A 22253-nucleotide genomic window follows, 5' to 3' on the forward strand; every position below is an offset into this window, starting at 1 on the left:
GTGGGTGTCCCGGGACGATGGCTCATGGCCGTCCCGGGACGGTGCACTCAGTCGAAGGTGCCGAGTTCGTTGTCGAGGATGCCGAAGAGTTCGTCGGCCGTGGCCGTGTCCAGGGTCTGGCTGTCGGGGTGTGTGGCACCGTTCAGCTGCTGTTGCTCGGTGCCGTCCCAGCGGGCGGTCAGGGCGCGCAGGCGGGCCGCCACCCTCGCCCGCTGTTCCTCGTCCGGCACGGCCGAGTCCAGCGCCTCCTCCAGGCGGATCACCTCGGCCTCGATGTCGGGGCCGTGGGCCTTGTCGTCCAGGCCGAGTTCCTCGAAGAGGTGCCGGGCCAGCGCCGCCGAGGTCGGGTGGTCGAAGGTGAGGGTGGTGGAGAGCCGCAGACCGGTGTCGGCGGCGAGCCGGTTGCGCAGTTCCAGGGCGGCCAGCGAGTCCACTCCGAGGTCGCCCAGGGAGCGTTGCGGATCGACGGCACCGCCCGGCCCGTGGCCGAGGACGTCGGCGACGTGCGCGCACACCGTGTCCGCCAGCAGCCGCAGGGCGTCGGCGCCGTTCAGCCGGGTCAGCCGGGCGTCCAGTGCGGCGGCGACGGGTGGTGCGGCGGTCTCCCGGACCGTGCGGCGCGCCGCGGCCGGCGCCAGTGCGCGGACCAGGGCGGGGGCGTCGTCGGTGACCTGGACCCGGACCGGCAGCAGCAGGGCCCGGTCGGGGGCCGTGGGGTCGTCGGCGTTCAGCGCCCGGTCGAACAGGGCGAGTGCCCGTTCCGCGGGCAGCGGCAGGATGCCGTCGCGGGCGAGCCGGCGCAGCTCGGTCGCGCCGAGCCCGGCGGCCATGCCCTCCCCCGTGTCCCACAGTCCCCAGCCGAGCGAGAGCGCCGGGAGCCCCTCGGTGCGGCGCCGGGCGGCGAGGGCGTCCAGGAAGGCGTTCGCGGCGGCGTAGTTGGCCTGGCCCGCCGCGCCCAGGGTGCCCGCGGCGGAGGAGAACAGCACGAAGGCGGCGAGGTCCAGGTCCCGGGTCAGTTCGTGCAGGTGCCAGGCGGCGTCGGCCTTGGGCCGAAGGACCGTCTCCAGCCGCTCCGGGGTGAGGTCGGTGAGCAGTGCGTCGTCCAGGACGCCCGCGGCGTGCACCACGGCCGTCAGCGGGTGCTCGGCGGGCACGGACGCCAGCAGCGCGGCGAGGGCGTGCCGGTCGGTGACGTCGCAGGCGGCGACGGTGACGGTCGCGCCCAGCGCGGTGAGGTCGTCCAGGGCCGTGGGGTCGGGCAGCCGCCCGGCGCGTCCGGCCAGCAGCAGATGGCGTACGCCGTGCCGGGTGACCAGATGCCGGGCGAGCAGCCTGCCGAGGCCGCCGGTGCCGCCGGTGATGAGGACGGTGCCGTCGGGGTGCGGTGCGGCTGCCGGGCCGTCGGGGTCCGGTGCGGGTGCCGCCGTCGGCTCTTCGTCGGCCGTGCGGACCAGTTCGGGGGTGTGTACGGTGCCCGCGCGCAGGGCGAGTTCGGGCAGGCCGGTGGCGACTGCGGCGCCCAGGGCGGCGGTGGAGGCGGGGTCGCCGTCGGTGTCGACCAGGACGAACCGGCCGGGATGCTCGACGGCCGCCGCCCGCACCAGACCCCAGCTCACCGCCTGCGCCGGGTCCGGCACCTCACCGACGTCGACAGCCACGGCGGACCGGGTCAGCACCACCAGCGGCTCGTCCCCGGGGGCCGCGAGGTGCTGTTGCAGGGCGGCGAGGGTGTGTACGGCGATGTCGCGGGCCTGCGTCGGGAGGTCGGCGCCGGGGGTGGATGGGGAGAGGGCGAGGGTGCGGGGCGCCGCCGCGGGGCCGTCGGCGGACGCGGGGTGCCCGGTGCCGGGGTCGCCTGTCGGCATGGCGTTGGCGCGCGGCGCCGATGTGGAGCCCTCCCCGGGCATCGGGCGCTCGGCGCGATCCTCGCCCACGGGCGCGGTGAGCGGGTGAGACGCGGACACGGAACCGTTCACGGGCACCCGACGCTCCTCCCCCGCCACGGGGAAGGCGCTCGGCACGGACGCTCCACCCCCCGCCGCGGCGAAGACGGTCGGCACGGACACTCCATCCCCCGCCGCGGCGAAGATGCTCGGCACGGACACCCCGCCCCCCGCCTGGGCGAAGGCGCTGGGTACGGACACCCCGCCCGCCGCCACCGCGAGGCCGCTGGGCAGCGACACCCCATCCCCCGCAGCCACCGCCCGCGCGACCCACCGCACCCGGAACAGGTCGCCGGGCGCGGGTGCGGACGCGGCCAGCTGAGCGGCGGTCACGCGGCGCAGGCGCAGGGACCTCACCTCGGCGACGGGCGCTCCGGTGTCGTCGTACAGGCGCAGGGTCAGATGGTCGGTGTCGTGGGGGGTGAGGTGCAGTCGGAGGGAAGTGGCGCCGGAGGCGTGGAGGGTGACGCCCTCCCAGGAGAAGGGGAGGGTCATGACCGTGGGGTCCTGGCCGTCCAGCAGGTCGATGGCGTGCAGGGTGGCGTCGAGCAGCGCGGGGTGCAGGGCGAAGCCGTCGGCGGCTGCGGGGTCGGGCAGGGCGAGGTCGGCCCAGACGTCGGCGCCGAGCCGCCAGGCGCCGCGCAGGCAGCGGAACAACGGGCCGTAGTGGTAGCCCTGTTCGGCCAGATGGTCGTAGGTGCCGCTGACGTCGACCGGTCGGGCTCCCGGCGGTGGCCACTCGGTGTGGGCGGGCGGTTCGGGCGCGCGGCTCGGGGCGAGGACGCCGGTGGCGTGCCGGGTCCAGGTGCTGTCGGTGCCTTCGGGGCGGGCGTGCACGGTCAGTTCGCGGCGGCCGTCGGCGTCGGGGGCCGCGGCGGCCACCTGGACGTGGACGGCACCGGACGCGGGCAGCACCAGGGGGCGTTCCAGGGTGAGTTCCTGCACCGAGGGGCAGCCGGTGCGGTCGCCGGCCTGGACGGCCAGTTCGACGAACGCGGAGCCGGGCACCAGGACGACGCCCGCCACGGCGTGGTCCGCGAGCCACGGATGGGTGGTCAGGGAGAGTCGGCCGGTCAGCGCCACCCGGTCGTCGGCGGCCAGTTCCACGGCGGCGCCGAGCATCGGATGCCCGGCGGGGGCCTGGCCCAGGCCGCCCGCGTCGCCGCTCGCGCCGGGCGCGTCCTCCAGCCACAGCCGCCGCCGCTGGAACGCGTAGGTCGGCAGATCGGTGAGGGGCGTGCCGGTGCCCGCGTACGCCCGCCGCCAGTCGACGGCCAGTCCGCGTACGTGGGCCGTGCCGAGCAGGGCGGCGAAGGTCCGCTCCTCCTCGCGGTCGCGGCGCAGCGCGGGGACGAACGCCGATCGCCCGGTGTCGGTGACGGCGTGCGCGCCCATGGCCGACAGCACGGCGTCGGGGCCGAGTTCGAGGAAGGTGCGGACCCCGGCGTCCTCCAGTGTGCGGACGGTGTCGCCGAAGCGGACCGGCTCCCGGACATGGCGGACCCAGTAGGCGGGGTCGCACAGGTCGTCCTCGGTGGCCCGGGTGCCGGTGACGTCGGAGACGACCGGGATCGTGGGCGGGGCGTACCGCAGATCGCGGGCGGTCTTCTCGAACTCCGCGAGCATCGGGTCCATCAGCGGGGAGTGGAAGGCGTGGCTGACCCGCAGCCACTTGGTACGGCGGCCGGCGAACGCCTCGGCCACCGCCGCCACCCCGGCCTCGGTGCCGGAGACGACCACGGCACGAGGTCCGTTGACGGCCGCGACCGAGACCTCGGGGCCCAGATGCGGCCGGATCTCCTCCTCGGTGGCGTCGACGGCGAGCATCGCGCCCCCGGCGGGCAGCGCCTGCATCAGCCGGCCGCGCGCGGCGACCAGCCGGGCCGCGTCGGCGAGGTCCCAGACACCGGCGACATGCGCGGCGGTGACCTCACCGATGGAGTGGCCCGCCAGCCAGTCCGGGCGGACGCCGTACGACTCAAGGAGCCGGTACAGGGCGGTCTCCACCGCGAACAGGGCGGGCTGCGTGTACCCGGTCAGGTCGAGCGGCGCGGCCCCTTCCGTGCCGGGCTCGGCCCACATCACGTCCCGCAGCGGGCGGTCGAGATGGGCGTCCAGGGCCTCGCAGGCCGCGTCGAGCGCCGCCCGGAAGACGGGGTGGGCGGCGTACAGGCCACGGCCCATGCCCGCGCGCTGGGCGCCCTGGCCGGTGAAGAGAACGGCGGTCGCGCCCCCTGCGGGCCTGCCGTGGACCACGCTGTCGGCGGCCTCGCCGTCGGTGAGCGCGATGAGGGCTGCGCGGAGTTCGTCCTGGTCGCGGGCCACGATCGCGGCCCGGTGGGTGAGGGCGGCGCGGCCCGTGGCCAGGGTGCGGGCGAGGGCGGGCAGCGGCTGATCGGCGACGGTACGCAGACGTGCCGCCTGGGCGGCGAGCGCCTCGGGGGTGGCACCGGAGATCAGCAGCGGGAGGAGCGGGGGCGGGGCGTCGGTGTCGGCGGGGGGTTCGGCTTCGGCGGGGGGTTCCTCGATGATCGTGTGGGCGTTGGTGCCGCTGATGCCGAAGGAGGAGATACCCGCCCGGCGGGGGCGGTCCGTCACCGGCCAGGGCTGTTCCTCGGTCAGCAGGCGCACACCGCCCGCCGCCCAATCGACCTTCGTCGACGGCTCATCGACGTGCAGGGTGCGGGGCAGAACCCCGTTGCGCAACGCCATCACCATCTTGATCACCCCCGCCACCCCGGCAGCGGCCTGCGTGTGACCCAGGTTCGACTTCACCGAACCGAGCCACAACGGCTCCGTACGCTCCTGCCCGTACGTCGCCAGCAACGCCTGCGCCTCGATCGGATCCCCCAACGTCGTCCCCGTACCGTGCGCCTCCACCACATCCACCTCCCCCACCGACAACCCCGCCACCGCCAGCGCCTGACGGATCACCCGCTGCTGCGCAGGACCGTTCGGCGCCGTCAGACCGTTCGACGCACCGTCCTGATTCACCGCACTGCCCCGCACCACCGCCCACACCCGATGACCCCGCGCCCGCGCATCCGACAACCGCTCCAGGACGAGCATTCCGGCGCCCTCGGACAGGGCCGTGCCGTCGGCGCCGTCGGCGAAGGACTTGGCGTGGCCGTCGGCGGCCAGATTGCGCTGCCTGCTGAAGTCCACGAACGTGTCGGCGGTGGACATCACGGACACCCCGCCCGCCAGCGCGAGGGTGCACTCGCCCTGCCGCAGCGCCTGCGCGGCCAGATGCAGCGCCACCAGGGACGAGGAGCACGCGGTGTCGACGGTGAGGGTCGGGCCCTCCAGGCCGAGGGCGTAGGCGATCCGGCCGGAGGCGACGCTGCCGAGGCTGCCGTTGCCGAGGTAGTCGCGCACGGACTCGGGGACCTGGCGCAGCCTGCTGCCGTAGTCGTGGTACATGACGCCCGCGTAGACGCCGGTACGGCTGCCCTTGAGGGTGTGCGGGTCGATACCGGCCCGCTCCAGCGCCTCCCAGGACGTCTCCAGCAGCAGCCGCTGCTGCGGGTCCATGGCGAGGGCTTCGCGGGGGCCGATGCCGAAGAAGTCGGGGTCGAAGTCGGCGGCGTCGTAGAGGAATCCGCCCGCGCGGGTGCTGCAATGCCCGGCCTTGCCGGGTTCGGGGTCGTAGAGCCGGTCCAGGTCCCAGCCCCGGTCGGCGGGGAAGGCGCCGATGCCGTGGCCGCCGTCGGCGAGGAGTCGCCACAGGTCCTCGGGGGTGGTGACACCGCCGGGGTAGCGGCAGGCCATGGCGACGATCGCGATGGGGTCGTCCGCTTCTCGCGGGGCGGCGGGAGTGTTCCCGTAGGTGTTCTCGGAGGTGTTCTCGGGCCGGGTGCCGAACAACTCGGTGGTGAGGTGGGTCAGCAGCGCGTCCGTGTCGGGGTGGTCGAAGACGAGGGTGGCGGGGAGCCGGATGCCTGTGGCGGTGCCCAGGCGGTTGCGCAGTTCCACGGCGGTGAGCGAGTCGAAGCCCAGTTCGCGGAACGAGCGGCGCGGATCGAGGGTCATGTCGTCGCCGTGGCCGAGCACGGCGGCCACATGGGTGCGGATCAGCTCCCTGAGGGCGGTGTCCCGTTCGGCGGGGCCGAGGGCGGCGAGCCGGTCGGCGAGCGAGGCGGGGTTCGCGCGGGCGGCGGCGGTACGGCGGGCGGGCGCGGGCACCAGGCCGCGCAGGACGGCCGGGACATCTGCGGCGCGGCGCAGCCGGGGCAGGTCCAGGCCGATCGGGATCAGCAGCGGGTCGGTGGCGGTCAGGGCGGCGTCGAACAGGGCCAGGCCCGCTTCGGTGGACAGCGGACGGACGCCCGCGCGTGCCATGCGGTCCACGTCGGCGTCGGTGAGGTGGGCGGTGAGACCGGTGCGCTGCTCCCAGAAGCCCCAGGCCAGGGAGTGCGCGGGCAGGCCGTGCGCGCGGCGGTGGGCGGCGAGCGCGTCGAGGAAGGCGTTGGCGGCGGCGTAGCCGGACTGTCCGGCGCCGTCGACCGTGCCGGCGGCGGAGGAGAACAGCACGAACGCGGCGAGGTCCAGATCCCGGGTCAGCTCGTGCAGATGCCAGGCGGCATCGGCCTTGGGGCGCAGTACGGCGGTCAGCCGCTCGGGCGTCTGGTGGCTCACCAGGCCGTCGTCGAGCACCCCGGCGAGGTGGATGACGGCGGTCAGCGGCCGGTCGGGCGGTGTCTCGGCGATGAGCCGGGCGAGCTGGGCGCGGTCGGCGGCGTCGCAGCGGGCGACCACCATCTCCGCGCGGAGGCCGTCGAGGTCCGCGAAGGTGTCGGCGGCGGTGCCGCTGCGCCCGGCGAGCACGACGCGGCGTACGCCGTGCTCGGCGACCAGGTGCCGGGCGATCAGGGCGCCGAGCACCCCGGTGCCGCCGGTGATCAGGACGGTGCCGTCGGGGTCCAGGCGGGGCGCCGGTCCCGGGGCCCGGGCGGCGCCGGACGCCGGTCCTCGGGGGGTGGTGGCGCGGGTGAGGCGGGGCAGGTGTGCGGTGCCTTCACGGAGGGCGAGTTGGGGTTCGCCGCTGGTCGCCGCGGCGGCCACGGCGGTGGCCGGGTCGCCGGTCGCGGAGTCCACCAGCACGAACCGGCCCGGGTGCTCGCCCTGCGCGGCCCGGACCAGGCCCCATACGGCGGCGCCCGCGAGGTCGGTGACATCCTCGGTGACGCCCTCGGTGACGCCCTCGGTGGCGTTTTCCTCGCCCACGGCGACGGCGCCCGACGTGAGCACCAGGAGCCGGGCGGTCGCGGTGCGGTCGTCGGCCAGCCAGTTCTGTACGGCGGTCAGGGCTCGCTCGGTGGAACGGTGGGCGGCGGCGGGCGGGGCGTCGGGGCCGAGGCGATCGTCGTGGCCGCCCGCGCGCAGCACCACCCACTCGGGCACGGGGTCCAGTGCGGCCGGGCCTCCTTCGTCCAGGACCGCGAACGGAGGTGCGGGCGTCCGGGGCAGCGGCAGGACCGGCCAGTCCAGGCGGTACAGGTCGTGCAGGTGGTCGTGATGGGCGGCCGGGGTGAGGGTGGCCGGGTCGACGGGCCGGGAGATCAGGGCCCCGACCTCGGCGACGGGGGCGCCGGTCGGGTCGGCGAGCTGGACGGAGAGCCGGTCCCCGCCGTGCAGCCGGACCCGTAGCGCGGTGGCCCCGGTCGCGTACAGGGAGACCCCGGTCCAGGCGAAGGGGAGCCGGGCGGTGTCCTGGTCGTCGGTGGCGAGGCCGTCGGCGTGCAGCGCGGCGTCGAACAGCGCCGGGTGCAGGGCGAAGGTCTGCGCGTCCACGGGGAGTTCGGTCTCGGCGTAGGTCTCGTCGCCGCGCCGCCAGAGGGCGGTGAGTCCCTGGAAGGCGGGCCCGTAGTCGTAGCCGAGGGCGGCGAGGCGGTCGTAGGCGTCCTCGATCGGTACGGGTCGGGCGCCCGGGGGTGGCCAGGCCGTGAGGTCGAAGGCGGGGGCGCCGGTCTGCGGGGCGAGCAGGCCGGTGGCGTGCCGGGTCCACGTGGTGTCATCGGTGCCGTCGGCGGATTCGGGGCGGGTGTGGACGCTCAGTGCGCGGTGGCCGGTCTCGGCGGCGGCGGCGATGTGCAGTTGGAGGTGGAGCGCGCCGCGCTCGGGGAGTACGAGGGGGGTGTGGAGGGTGAGTTCGGCGAGGTGGGCACAGCCGAGGTCGTGGCCTGCGGTGAGCGCGAGGTCGACCAGGGCGGTGCCGGGCAGCAGAGGGGTGCCGGAGACGGCGTGGTCGGCGAGCCAGGGGACGGTGGCGGTGGTGAGGCGGCCGGTGAACAGGGTGCCTCCCTCGGCGACCGGGACGGCGGCGCCGAGCAGCGGATGGCGGGTGGCGCGCAGTCCTGCGGCGGTGACATCCCCGGTGGCGGCGGAGCGGCCGAGCCAGTAGCGCTCGCGCTGGAAGGCGTAGGTGGGCAGGTCGGCGGTGTACGGCGGCGGGCCGTCGAACAGGGGGGTCCAGTCGACCGGCAGCCCGGCGGTGAACGCCTCGCCCAGGGCGGCCAGGACCCGCTCGGGGCCGCCGTTGTCGCGGTGGAGTGAGCCGAGGGCGGTGATGGCGGTGCCGGTGGCGTCGGCGGTCTCCTCGATGCTGTGCAGCAGCACGGGGTGCGGGCTGCACTCGACGAACACCCCGTACCCGGCGTCGAGCAGGGTGCGGGTGGCCGGTGCGAAGAGCACGCTCTGGCGCAGGTTGGTGTACCAGTACCCGGCGTCCAGGGCGGTGGTGTCGAGCCGGGTACCGGTCACGGTGGAGTAGAACGGCACCTCGGAGGGGCGGGCCCGGATGTCCGCGAGGTCGGTGAGCAGGCGGTCGCGGACGGCCTCGACGTGGGCGCTGTGCGAGGCGTAGTCCACGGGGAGCCGTTTGGCGCGTCCGCCGCCCGCCACGATGGTCTCGCGCAGGGCGTCGAGGACGTCCGCGTCGCCGGACAGCACCACCGAGGAGGCCCCGTTGACGGCGGCCACGGCGACGCGCCCGGCGTAGGGGGTGAGGAGGTCGCGCACCCGGGGCTCGGGCAGCGCGACGGACATCATGCCGCCGCGCCCCGATAGTTCGCGGGCGATGGCGCGGGCGCGCAGGGCGACGACGCGGGCACCGTCGGCGAGGGAGAGGGCTCCGGCGACGCAGGCGGCGGCGATCTCGCCCTGGGAGTGGCCGATGACGGCGGCGGGACGGACGCCGTGCGCGCGCCACACCTGAGCGAGGGAGACCATGACCGCCCACAGCACGGGCTGGACGACGTCCACGCGCTCCAGTGGCTGCCGGGACCGGACGGTGTCCAGGAGGTCGAAGTCGGTGACGGGCGCGAGGGCTTCGGCGCAGTCCGCCATGGTGGCGGCGAACTCGGGTGAGGTGTCGAGCAGGTCGGCGGCCATTCCGGCCCACTGGGAGCCCTGGCCGGGGAAGACGAAGGCGATGCGGGAGTCCTGGGCGGGCCTGCCGCGCACCAGGTTCGGCGCGCTCGCGCCCTCGGCGAGGGCGGTCAGTCCGGCGGTGAGGGCGGGGAGATCGGCGCCCGTGACGACGGCCCGCTCGTCCAGCGCGGCCCGGCCGGTGGCGAGGGTGTGCGCGATGGCCGGGAGAGGGGCGAGGGTGGTGGGCGTGGGGGTGGCTGTGGTGGTCGCCGTGATGGTGGTGGTGAGGTGGTCCAGGAGCTGGCGGGCCTGGGCGGCGAGTCCGGGGCCGTCCTTGCCGGAGAGTATGAGCGGGAGCGGGGCCGTCCTGGAGGGCTCGGGGGCAGGGGTGGGGCTCTCGGAGTCGGACGCAAGAGTCCCACCCGTCACATACTCCGGCGCCGCCTCGACGATGACGTGGGCGTTGGTGCCGCTGATGCCGAAGGAGGACACGGCCGCGCGGCGGGGTTCGTCGGCGGTGTGCCAGTCGCGGGGCTCGCCGAGGAGTTGGACGGCACCGGCCGTCCAGTCGACCTTGGCGGTGGGGTGTTCGGCGTGCAGGGTCCTGGGGAGCCGGCCGTGCCGGATGGCCATCACCATCTTGATGACCCCGGCGACCCCGGCGGCGGCCTGGGTGTGCCCGATGTTGGACTTGATCGAGCCGAGCCACAGCGGGGCGTCCTCGGGCCGGTCCTGGCCGTAGGTGGCGAGCAGCGCCTGCGCCTCGATCGGGTCGCCGAGCGGGGTGCCGGTGCCGTGCGCCTCGACGGCGTGCACCTGGCGGGGTGTCAGACGGGCGTCGGCGAGGGCGGCGCGGATGACCCGCTGCTGGGAGGGGCCGTTGGGGGCGGTGAGGCCGTTGGAGGCACCGTCCTGGTTGACGGCGGACCCCCGTACGACGGCCAGGACGCGATGCCCGTTGCGGCGGGCGTCGGAGAGCCGCTCCAGCAGCAGCAGACCCGCGCCCTCGCCCCAGCCGGTGCCGTCGGCGCCGTCCGCGAAGGACTTGCAGCGGCCGTCCTGGGCGAGGCCGCGCTGGCGGGAGAAGTCGATGAAGGTGTCGGGCGTGGACATCACGGTGACGCCGCCCGCGAGGGCGAGCCCGCACTCGCCGCTGCGCAACGCCTGGACGGCGAGGTGGAGGGCGACGAGGGAGGAGGAGCAGGCGGTGTCGACGGTGACGGCGGGCCCCTCCAGGCCGAGGGTGTACGAGACGCGCCCGGAGGCGACGCTGCCGAGGTTGCCGTTGCCCAGGTAGCCCTCGACGCCTTCGGGGACATCGGTGAGCCAGCTGCCGTAGTCGTGGTACATGACGCCCGCGTAGACGCCGGTACGGCTGCCCTTGAGGGTGTGCGGGTCGATACCGGCCCGCTCCAGGGCCTCCCAGGACGTCTCCAGCAGCAGCCGCTGCTGCGGGTCCATGGCGAGCGCCTCGCGCGGGCTGATGCCGAAGAAGCCGGGGTCGAAGTCGGCGGCGTCGTAGAGGAATCCGCCCTCGCGGACATGGGTGCGGCCGGGGGCGTCGGGGTCGGGGTCGTAGATGCCCTCGACGTCCCAGCCACGGTCGGCGGGGAAGTCGCCCACGGCGTCCGTGCCGGTGTCGACCAGCCGCCACAGTTGCTCGGGGGTGCTGACGCCGCCGGGGTAGCGGCAGCTCATCGCGATGATCGCGACGGGTTCCCGGGCCGCCTCGGCGATCCGCTCGTTCTCCTGGCGCAGCCGCTCGTTGTCCAGCAGTGACTCGCGCAGCGCCTCGACGATCTGCTCGACGGATGTGTCCACGGTCGGTTTCGCTCCCTGCTGGCTCGGCGGGGCCGGTGCGGCGATGGAGAAGTGGGGGAAAGGGTCGGTGAGAGGTCAGGTGGAGGTGACCGGAGGGTCATTGCGGGCCCGTGCGGTCCAGCGCGGCGCGCACCAGGTCGGCGACCGCCATGGACTTGATGTCCAGGGGCCGGTTCGCGGGGGCGGGCGCCGGGCTTCGCTCGGTCAGCTTCAGCAGGCTGTCCAGGAGTCCGGCGTCCCGGATCCGGGCGATGGGGATGCCGGAGATCAGGGCGCGCACCTCATCGTCGTCGCCGTCCGGGCCGGGTCCGGCGTCGGGCTCTGCGGGCTCGGGGCGCAGGCGTTCGAGGAGGTGGCCGGCGAGGGCGGCCGGGGTGGCGTAGTCGAAGATCAGGGTGGACGGCAGGCGCAGTCCGCTGACCGTGTTCAGCCGGTTGCGCAGTTCGACCGCGGCGAGCGAGTCGAAGCCCAGTTCGGTGAAGGCGCGGCGGGGCGGGACGGCGGCGGGTCCGGAGTGGCCGAGGACGGCGGCGACCTCGCCGCGGACCGCCTCCAGCACCGCGTGCTCGTGGTCGTCGGCGGGTAGCGCCGCCAACTGCTCCGCGAGGGTGCGGGGACGGTCGTCGTGCCGGGCGCGGGAGGCGACCCCCGCCAGGGTGCGCAGGACGGCCGGAACGTCGTCGCCGCGTCGGCGCAGGGCCGCCGTGTCCAGCCGTACGGGGACCAGGGCGGGGCTGCCGGAGGCCACGGCGGCGTCGAACAGGGCGAGGCCCTCTTCCGGGTCGAGGGCGCCGATGCCGGAGCGTTCGACGCGCTGGGTCCCGGCCGGGTCCAGGCCCGCGCCCATGCCGTCGCCGGACCACAGGCCCCAGGCCAGGGAGGTGGCGGGCAGGCCGAGGGCGGCCCGGTGGGCGGCGAGGGCGTCGAGGAGGACGTTGGCGGCGGCGTAGTTGCCCTGGCCGGAGGCGTCGATGGTGCCGGCGGCCGAGGAGAACAGCACGAAGTGGGACAGCTCGCGCTCCCGGGTGAGTTCGTGCAGATGCCAGGCGGCGTCGGCCTTGGGTCCGAGCACGGTGTCCAGCCGCTCGGGGGTGAGCGAGGTGACGAGCCCGTCGTCGAGGACTCCGGCGGTGTGCACCACGGAGTCGACGGGGTGCGCGGTGAGCAGGGCGGCGAGCGCTGCGCGGTCGGCGACGTCGCAGGCGACGATGTCCGTCTCGGCGCCCAGGGCCACGAGATCGGCGCGCAGGGCGGCGGCGCCGGGCGCGTCGGGGCCGCGGCGGCTGGTCAGCACCAGTCGGGTGACGCCGTGCCGGGCGGCCAGGTGCCGGGCCACCAGGGTGCCGAGGCCGCCGGTGCCGCCGGTGATCAGGACGGTGCCCCAGGGGCGGTCCGTACGCCCGGTGCCGGGTGGGTCGGCGCGGACCAGCCGGGGGGCGTGGGCACGGCCGTCGCGCCAGCGCAGCTCCGGCTCCCCGGCGTCGAGGAGGGCGGCGAGCGCGGCCCGGTCCGGTACGGGGGCGCCGGGCCGGTCCCGGCCGACGAGGAGGATCCGGCCGGGGTCCTCGGCCTGCGCGGCCCGCACCAGCCCGTGCACGGCGGCATCGGCGAGGCCGCCCCCGGTGAGCACGACGAGGGTCGAGCGGGCGTGACGGTCGTCGCCCGACCACGTCTTGAGGGTGTCCAGGGTGCGGCGGAGCGCGGCCCGTACGGCGCCGGGCAGCCGCTCCCCGTCGGCGGGCGGGGCGGTGACGGGCAGGACCACCACATCGGGCACGGGCGTGCCGAGCGTGTCCGGGCCGGGGTGCAGCGGGGCGCCGAGACCGAGGTCGTCGTCGCCGAGGACGGCCCAGCTGAGCCGCTCGGGGTGACCGGCGGCCTCGGGCAGCGGTGTGTCGGTGAGGGTGTACAGCGGGCGGTGGCGGGCGGTGAGCCCGTCGGCGGGAACCGGGCGGGTGACGTACGACGCGACGGTGGCCAGCGGGTGCCCCTCGGTGTCGGTGAGGTCGATACGGGTGCCGTCGGGGCCGGGGGTGACCCGGACCCGGGCGGCGCGGGCGCCCTGGGCGTGGGGGGTGACGCCGGTCCAGGCGAAGGGCAGGGCGACGCCCCCGGCCGGCGGCGCATCCCCGGCCCCGGCCTCGTCCAGCAGTGAGGTGACGTGCAGGGCGGAGTCCAGCAGGGCCGGGTGCAGGGCGTACCGGGCGGCGTCCGGTGCGGCTGCCTCGGGCAGTTCGAGGTCGGCGAGGAGGGTGTCCCCGTGCCGCCAGGCGGCCCGTACGCCCTGGAAGACGGGGCCGTAGTCGTAGCCGTCGGCGTGCAGGCGCGGGTAGAGGCCGGTGACGTCGAGGGGGGTGGCGCCCGGCGGGGGCCAGACACCGGCGTCGGGCGCGGGGGCGGTGGCGGCCGGACCGGTGAGGGTGCCGGTGGCGTGCCGGGTCCAGTCCTCGGCGTCGGGGGCGTTCTCGGCGCGGGAGTGGATCTCGACGGTGCCGTCGGGGCGGGCGGACACCTGGAGGCGTACGGCACCGCCGGGGTCCAGCACCAGCGGGGCCTGGAGGGTGAGTTCCTCGATGGCGGGGCGGTCGGTGAGGCGTCCGGCGTACAGGGCGAGGTCGACCAGGGCGGCGCCGGGCACCAGGACCGTGCCCAGCACGGCGTGTTCGGCGAGGACGGGGTGGGTCGCGGTGGAGATCCGGCCGGTGAGCAGCACCCCGGCGTCGCCGGGCAGGTCGAGGCGGGCGCTGACCAGCGGATGACCGGCGGCGGCCAGCCCGTGCCCGGCGGCGTCCCCGGCGGCGGGCGCCGGGGTGGGCAGCCAGTGGCGCTGGTGGTCGAAGGCGTAGGTGGGCAGCTCGACGCGGCGGCCCGCGTACGGCCCGTACAGCGCCGACCAGTCGACGTCGTGGCCCCGGGTGTGGACGGTGGCCAGGGCGGTGAGCAGCCCGGCGAGTGGTGGGGTGTCCTTGCGGGCGGCGGGGACGAAGGCGGGGTCCTGGGTGTCGGGCAGGATGTCCGGGCCCAGGGCGGTGAGGACGGGCGCGGCGCCGAGTTCGAGGAAGGTGTCGGCGCCCTTCGCGGCGAGGGTGGTGACGGCGTCGGCGAAGCGAACGGTCTCGCGCACATGGCGTACCCAGTAGTCGGCGGAGCCGAGTTCGGCGGCGGTGGCCTGGGCGCCGGTGAGGGTGGAGACGATCGGCACGGCCGGTTCCGCCGCCTCGATGCCGGTCATGACCTCGCGGAACGCGGCCAGCATGGGTTCCACGCGGGGCGAGTGGAAGGCGTGCGAGACGCGCAGCCTGCGGGTGCCGGTGAAGTGCGCGGCGACCTCGGTGACGGCGTCCTCGTCGCCGGAGACCACCACCGCGCGGGGCCCGTTGACGGCGGCGAGAGCACAGCGCCCGTCCAGCAGCGGGGTCACTTCGTCCTCGCCGGCCGGTACGGCGATCATCGCGCCGCCCTCGGGCAGCCCGCGCATCAGCCGGCCCCGGGCGGCGACGGCGGTGACGGCGTCGGGCAGCGACCAGACGCCCGCGACGTGCGCGGCGGCGAACTCGCCGACGGAGTGGCCGGCCAGCCAGTCGGGGCGCAGTCCGAAGGACTCCAGCAGCCGGTAGAGGGCGACCTGGGTGGTGAACAGGGCGGCCTGGGTGTAGGCGGTCCGCTCCAGGGTGCCGGGGTCGTCGCCGAGGACGACGTCGGCCAGCGGGCGTTCGAGGTGCTTGTCGAAGAGGGCGGCGGCGCGGTCGAAGTGCTCGGCGTAGACGGGGAAGGCGTCGTACCACTCGCGGCCCATGCCGGGGCGCTGGGCGCCCTGCCCGGAGAACAGGTAGGCGAGGGTGCCGTCGGTGACGGAGCCGGTGATGAGCAGGCCGGGGGCTTCGGTGCCGTGGGCCAGGGCGTCGAGGGCGTCTCGGAGGCCGGTGGCCTGATGGTCGGCGGCGGCCCGGTCGGCGCCGGTCGCGAGGAGCACCGCGCGGTGCGGGTGGGTGGCGCGGGTGGTGGCCAGGGCGAGACCGAGGTCGGCGAGGGAAACCCCGGCGGGGGCGACACCGACAGGGGTGACATCGGCAGGGGCGACACCAACAGGCGTGAGACCGACAGGCGTGACACCAACAGGCGTGACATCGGCAGGCATGACATCGGCAGGCATGACATCGGCAGGCATGACATCGGTCGAAGTACCACCGACAGACGTGACACCGGCCGAAACACCACCGCCAAAGGAGCCATCGGCGAACCCCGCCCCCGTCAGCTCGCGCAACCGGCGGGCCTGACCCCGCAGGGCCTCGGGTGACCGCGCGGAGACGGGCAGGGCGAGGACCGGCGGCGCGGTGGCGGGGTCGGCCGCCGGGGGCTCCGGCTCGGTGAACTCCTCCAGGATGACGTGGGCGTTGGTGCCGCTGATGCCGAAGGAGGACACTCCCGCGCGCCGGGCCCGGCCGGTGTCGGGCCAGTCTCGGTGCGCGGTGAGCAGTTCGACGGCACCCGCGCTCCAGTCGACCTGGTGGGAGGGCGCGTCCACGTGCAGGGTGCGGGGCAGGCTGCCGTGCCGCATCGCCATGACCATCTTGATGACCCCGGCGACCCCGGCAGCGGCCTGGGTGTGGCCCATGTTGGACTTGACGGACCCCAGCCACAGAGGCTCGCGCCGGTCCTGCCCATAGGTGGCGAGCAGCGCCTGAGCCTCGATCGGGTCGCCCAGCGTGGTCCCCGTACCGTGCGCCTCCACAGCGTCGACGTCGGCAGGGGCGAGCCCGGCGGCGGCGAGCGCGGCGCGGATGACGCGTTGCTGGGAGGGCCCGTTGGGGGCGGTCAGGCCGTTGGAGGCGCCGTCGGAGTTGACGGCGGAGCCGCGTACCAGGGCGAGGACGCGATGGCCGTTGCGGAGCGCGTCGGACAGCCGTTCCACGACGACCAGACCGGCGCCCTCGCCCCAGCCGGTGCCGTCGGCGGCGGCGGCGAAGGACTTGCAGCGGCCATCGGCGGCCAGTCCGCGCTGCCGGGCGAAGTCCACGAAGGTGTCCGGCGTGGACATCACGGTCACCCCGCCGACCAGGGCCAGATCGCACTCGCCCTGCCGCAGCGCCTGCGCCGCCAGATGCAGGGTGACCAGGGAGGAGGAGCAGGCGGTGTCGACGGTGACGGCCGGTCCCTCCAGGCCCAGCGCGTAGGCGACCCGGCCGGACACGACACTGCCGAGGCTGCCGTTGCCGAGGTAGGCGGCGAGATCCTCGGGCACCTCGGCCAGCCAGCTGCCGTAATCGTGGTACATGACGCCCGCGAACACCCCGGTGCGGGAGCCGCGCAGCCGGTTGGGGTCGATGGCGGAGCGCTCCAGCGCCTCCCAGGCGACCTCCAGCAGCAGCCGCTGCTGCGGGTCCATGGCGGTGGCCTCGCGGGGGCTGATGCCGAAGAAGGCGGCGTCGAACTCGGCCGCGTCGTAGAGGAAGGAGCCCTCGCGGGTGTAGGTGCGGCCGGGGATGCCCGGCTCCGGGTCGTAGAGCGCCTCGGTGGGCCAGTCCCGGTCCGTCGGGAAGCCGCCGACCGCGTCGACGCCGTCGGCGACGAGCCGCCACAGGTCCTCCGGGGAGCGGACCCCGCCGGGGTAGCGGCAGCTCATGCCGACGATGGCGATCGGATCGTCGTCGTCTGCCGTGTCGTCCGCCGTGCCGCGCGCGGCCGGGGCGGCGGGTCGTCCGGCGCGGTCGGTCCGGTCGGCGGGGGCGAAGACGGTGGCGTGGATGTGGTCCGCGAGGGCGCGGGAGGTGGGGTGGTCGAAGACGAGGGTGGCGGGCAGCCGCAGTCCGGTGGCGGTGTTCAGGCGGTTGCGCAGTTCGACGGCGGCCAGGGAGTCGAAGCCGAGGTCGGTGAAGGCGCGGCCGGGGGCGATGGCGGACGGCCCGTCGTGCCGGAGCACGGCGGCGACCTCGGTGCGCACCAGCTCCAGCAGGGCGCGCTCGCGATCGGCGGCGGGCAGCGCGGCCAAGGTGTCCTCGGCGGCGGGTGCGGTGGGGGCGGCGGCCCGGCGGGTGACCGGGCGGACGAGGGCGCTCAGCAGGGGTGGTACGCCGTCGGGGCGGCGGCGTACGGCGGCGGCGTCGATCTCCACGGGCAGCAGGTGGGGTGCGCGGGAGGTCAGGGCGGCGTCGAAGAGTTCCAGGGAGCGGGCGGCGGACAGGCCGGGCAGGCCGTGGGCGGCGATGCGGTCCAGGGCCGGGCCGTCCAGGGCGGCGCCCATGCCGCTGCCGGTGGCCCACAGTCCCCAGCCCAGGGAGGTGGCGGGCAGGCCGAGGGCGGCGCGGTGGGCGGCGAGGGCGTCGAGGTAGGCGTTGGCGGCGGCGTAGTTGCCCTGGCCGGGTGCGTCCAGGACGGCGGCGAGGGAGGAGAACAGCACGAAGTGGGCGAGGTCGCGGCCCTGGGTCAGTTCGTGCAGATGCCAGGCGCCGAGGGCCTTGGCGTGGAAGACGTCGTCGACCATGGCGTCGGTGAGGGTGTCCACGATGCCGTCCCGGACGGTCCCGGCGGCGTGCACGACGGAGTCGACGGGGTGGGCGTCGAGCAGCGCGCGCAGCGCCTCGCGGTCGCCCGCGTCGCAGGCGGCGACGGTCACCTCGGCGCCCAGCGCAATGAGTTCGGCGCTCAGCTCGGGGGCGCTGCCGCGCCGGCCGGTGAGCACGAGCCGGCGCACGCCGTGCGTCCGGACCAGGTGCCGGGCGAGCAGCGCGCCGAGGCCGCCGGTACCGCCGGTGATCAGGACGGTGCCCCAGTCGGCGGGGGCTCGGTCGGCCGGGGGGTGCGCGGTCAGCCGGGGTACGGCGAACCGGCCGCCCGCGAGGGACAGTTCGGGCTCCCCGGTGGCGAGGACGGCACGCACGTCGGCCTCGGAGGGCAGGCTCTCGTGCTCGACCAGGACGTAGCGGCCGGGGTGCTCCGCCTGGGCGGCGCGGACCAGTGCGCGTACGGCGGCGTGGGCGGGGCTGCCCGGCGGGGTGACGACGACGAGCCGGGTCGCGGAGAGGTGTGCGTCGCGCTGCCAGGTCTGGAGCAGGCGCAGCACGTGATGGACGTGGGCGCGCGCCTCGGTGGCGTCGGCGTGGGCGGGGCCGGGCACGCGGTGCACGGCGGCGTCCGGTGCGGGGCCGTCGGACCGGGCGGGGTCGCCGTCCGCCGGCCCGATGCGCAGGGGCGGGGCGGTCCCGGGCCGGGGCAGCGGCGACCACTGGACGGCGTACAGGAGGTCGGTGGCCGGTACCGGGCGGGAGGTGAGGCCCTCGACGGTGGCGACCGGGGCGCCGGTCGGGTCGGTGAGGTGCAGGGCGAGGGTGTCGCCGCCGCGCCGGGTGATCCGTGCCCGGAGGGCGGTGGCGCCCGTGGAGTGCAGGGTGACGCCGGTCCAGGCGAACGGGACCAGTACCTCGGGGCGGGGCGGGGTGTCCAGGTCGGCGGCGTGCAGGGCGGCGTCGAGCAGCGCGGGGTGCAGGCCGAAGGCGCCCCCCGTGGCGGCGGTGTCGTCGGGCAGGGCGAGGTCGGCGTACACGTCGTCGCCGTGCCGCCAGGCGGCGCGCAGGCCCTGGAAGGCGGGCCCGTACCCGTAGCCCTGTCCGGCGAGGGCGGGGTAGACGTCGGTGACATCGAGGGGGGCGGCCTCGGGCGGCGGCCAGGCGGCCGGGCCGGGGGCCGCCGGTGGGGCGGTGGCGGTGAGGACTCCGGTGGCGTGCTGGGTCCAGGGGGTGGCCTCGTCGGCGCGGGTGTGGACGGTGAGGGTGCGGCGGCCGTCGGCGTCGGGTTCGCCCACGGCGACCTGGACGGCGAGATCGTCGTCGGAGCGCAGCACGAGCGGGGCGCCGAGGGTCAGTTCCTCCAGCGCGGCGGCGCCGACCTGGTCCCCGGCACGCAGGGCGAGTTCGACGAAGGCGGTGCCGGGCAGCAGGGTGCGTCCGGCGATGACATGGTCGGCGAGCCAGGGCTGGGTACGGGGGGACAGCCGTCCGGTGAGGACGACGCCCTCGGCGCCGACGGCGACGACGGCCCCCAGCAGCGGGTGCCCGGCGGGCAGCTGGCCCAGGCCGGTGGCGTCGGTGCCGGTGCGCTGCGCCAGCCAGAAGCGGCGGCGCTGGAAGGGGTAGCCGGGCAGGTCGACGCGGTGGCCGCCGAGCGCGGCGAAGTGCCGCCGCCAGTCGACGGGGACGCCCCGGGCGTGGGCGGCGGCGAGCGCGCCGAGCGCCTCGCGGGTCTCGGGCCGCTCGCGCCGCAGCACGGGCAGGAAGGCGGTGCCGGGCGCGTCGGTGCAGTCCGGGCCCATGGCGGACAGCACGGCGTCGGGGCCGACCTCAAGGAAGGTGCGTACGCCCGCGTCGGTGAGGGTGCGCACGGCGTCGTGGAAGCGGACCCGGGCGCGGACGTGCTCCACCCAGTACTCGGGGTCGCGCAGTTCGGGGCCGACGGGCCGGCCGGTGACCGTGGAGACGATGGGCAGGGTCGGTTCGGCGTAGTCCAGGACGTGGGCGACGCGCCGGAAATCGTCCAGCATCGGTTCCATCAGCGGCGAGTGGAAGGCGTGACTGACGTTCAGGCGTTTGGTGTCGTGGCCGCGCGCGGCGAGTGCGGCGACGATGTGCTCGACGTCGGCCCGGTCGCCGGAGACCACCAGGGAGGCGGGCCCGTTGACGGCGGCGATGCCGGTGCGCGCGGTGAGCAGCGGCGTCACGTCGTCCTCGGTGGCGCGTACGGCGACCATGGCGCCGCCCTCGGGGAGGTGCTGCATGAGGCGGCCACGGGCGGCGACGAGGATCGTGGCGTCCTGGAGGGTGAGCACCCCGGCCACATGGGCGGCGGCGATCTCGCCGACGGAGTGTCCGGCGAGCTGGTCGGGGGTCAGGCCCCAGCTGGTGAGGAGGTGGTGGAGGGCGACCTCCACGGCGAACAGAGCGGGTTGCGCGTACTCGGTGCGGTGCAGGAGCGCGGCGTCGGGGGTGCCGGGGCGGGCGGACAGGACGGCTGCGAGGGGGCGGGCGAGTTGCAGGTCGAAGTGCGCGCAGATGTCGTCGAGGGCGGCGGCGAACACCGGATGTTCGGCGGCGAGTTCGCGTCCCATGCCGGGGCGCTGGCTGCCCTGGCCGGTGAAGAGGAAGCCGAGTTCGCCGTCGGCGCGGTCGCCGAGGGGCGTGGTGCCGGTGGCCAGGTCGTGCAGGGCGGTACGCAGTTCCGCGCGGTCGGCGGCCACCAGGACGGCCCGGTCGGGGAGGGCGGCGCGGGTGGTGGCGAGGGTGTGGGCGAGGTCGAGCGGTGCCGCCGCGTCGGCGACGGTCAGGAGGTCGGCGGCGCGGGCCCGTAGCGCGGCCTCGCCCCGCGCGGAGAGGGCGAAGGGGAGAAGGGCAGGGGCGTGCCGGGCGTCGGAGCCGCCGTCGGGGGTTTGCGGCCCGTCGGGCTCCACCTGCTCGGGGCGTTCCACGATGACGTGGGCGTTGGTGCCGCTGACGCCGAAGGAGGAGACGCCCGCGCGGCGGGCCCGGCCGGTGTCGGGCCAGGCGCGGGGCGCGGTGACGAGCTGGACGGCTCCCGATGACCAGTCGACGTGCGGGGTGGGTGTGTCGATGTGCAGGGTCGCGGGTATCTCGCCGTGCTCCATGGCGAGGATCGCCTTGATGAGCCCGGCGGCTCCGGCGGCGGCCTGGGTGTGTCCGAGGTTGGACTTCACGGAGCCCAGCAGCAGCGGGGCGTGGTCGGGGCGGTCGCGGCCGTAGGTGGCGAGCAGGGCGGTGGCCTCGATGGGGTCGCCGAGCCTGGTACCGGTGCCGTGGGCCTCGACCATGTCCACGTCGGCGGCGGTGAGCCCGGCGTCGGCGAGGGCGTGCCGGATGAGCCGCTGCTGGGCGGTGCCGCTCGGGGCGGTGAGGCCGTTGGAGGCGCCGTCCTGGTTGACGGCGGAGCCGCGTACCACGGCCAGGACCCGGTGGCCGTTGCGGCGGGCGTCGGAGAGCCGTTCCAGGACGAGGACGCCGACGCCCTCGGCGAACCCGGTGCCGTCGGCGGCGGCGGCGAACGCCTTGCAGCGGCCGTCGGGCGCGAGACCCCGTTGTCTGCTGAAGGCGGTGAACACGCCGGGGCCGCCCATCACGGCGACGCCGCCCGCGAGGGCCAGCGAGGATTCGCCGTCGCGCAGGGAGCGGCAGGCCAGATGGACGGCGACCAGGGAGGCGGAGCAGGCGGTGTCGACGGTGACGGCCGGTCCTTCGGCGCCCAGCACATAGGCGACCCGGCCGGAGATGACGCTGGCGGCGTTCCCGGCGAGCAGGTGGGCGTCGAGGCCGTCGGGGGCGTCGTGCAGGCGCGGCCCGTACTCCTGGACCTCGGCGCCGAAGAACATGCCGGCCGCTGTGCCGCGCAGGGTGGTGGGGTCGATGCCGGCGTCCTCCAGGGCGTGCCAGGACGTCTCCAGGACGAGGCGCTGCTGGGGGTCCATGCCGAGCGATTCCCGGGGGCTGATGCCGAAGAAGTCGGCGTCGAACTCGGTGGCCGTATCGAGGAATCCGCCGTCGCGGACGTAGGTGCTGCCGGGGACCTCGGGGTCCTCGTCGTAGAGGGCGGTCAGGTCCCAGCCGCGATCGTGCGGGAAGCCGGAGAGCACCTCGCCGCCCTCGGTCAGCAGTCGCCACAGGTCGGCGGGTGAGGAGATGCCGCCGGGGAAGCGGCAACCGATGCCGACGACGGCGACCGGTTCCTCGGCGGCGCGGACGGTGGCGGGCCGGGCGGGCGGGTCGGGGTCGCCGTGCACCTCGGCGAGCAGCCGGGCGGCCAGTTCGCGCACGGTGGGGCAGTCATAGGCGATGCCCGCGGGCAGGTCCAGGCCGGTGCGTTCGGTGAGGCGCCGGTGCAGGTCGAGCGCGGCGAGCGAGTCGAGCCCCTGCGCGGCGAAGGGGGCGGACGGGTCGATGGCGTCCGTGGTGCCCGGCCGGGCCGCTTCGATCGCCTCGGCGACGGCCGTGCGCACCAGCTCGGTCACCGTTCTGCGGTGCGTCGACGGCGGGGCCGCGGCGAGCCGGCGGGCCAGAGCCGATTCGGATCCGGGCCCGTTCATCCACGCGTCTCCACTCTTCGCCGACACGGTTCTCCCCA

The 22253-nt window shown here is 76.0% G+C and carries 2 protein-coding genes; both read right to left on the reverse strand.

What is annotated here, in order from left to right:
• Window positions 1-47: 47 nt before the first annotated feature.
• Window positions 48-11135, reverse strand: a complete 11088-nt coding sequence (locus tag ACFXAZ_RS19370) for an SDR family NAD(P)-dependent oxidoreductase (protein WP_384592277.1) — start codon at window positions 11133-11135, stop codon at window positions 48-50.
• Between the two features lie 97 nt (window positions 11136-11232).
• Window positions 11233-22215, reverse strand: a complete 10983-nt coding sequence (locus ACFXAZ_RS19375; RefSeq protein ID WP_384592280.1) for an SDR family NAD(P)-dependent oxidoreductase — start codon at window positions 22213-22215, stop codon at window positions 11233-11235.
• Between the last annotated feature and the right edge of the window lie 38 nt (window positions 22216-22253).

Origin of the sequence: Streptomyces sp. NPDC059477 (assembly GCF_042749375.1) — a bacterium.
GTDB lineage: Bacteria > Actinomycetota > Actinomycetes > Streptomycetales > Streptomycetaceae > Streptomyces.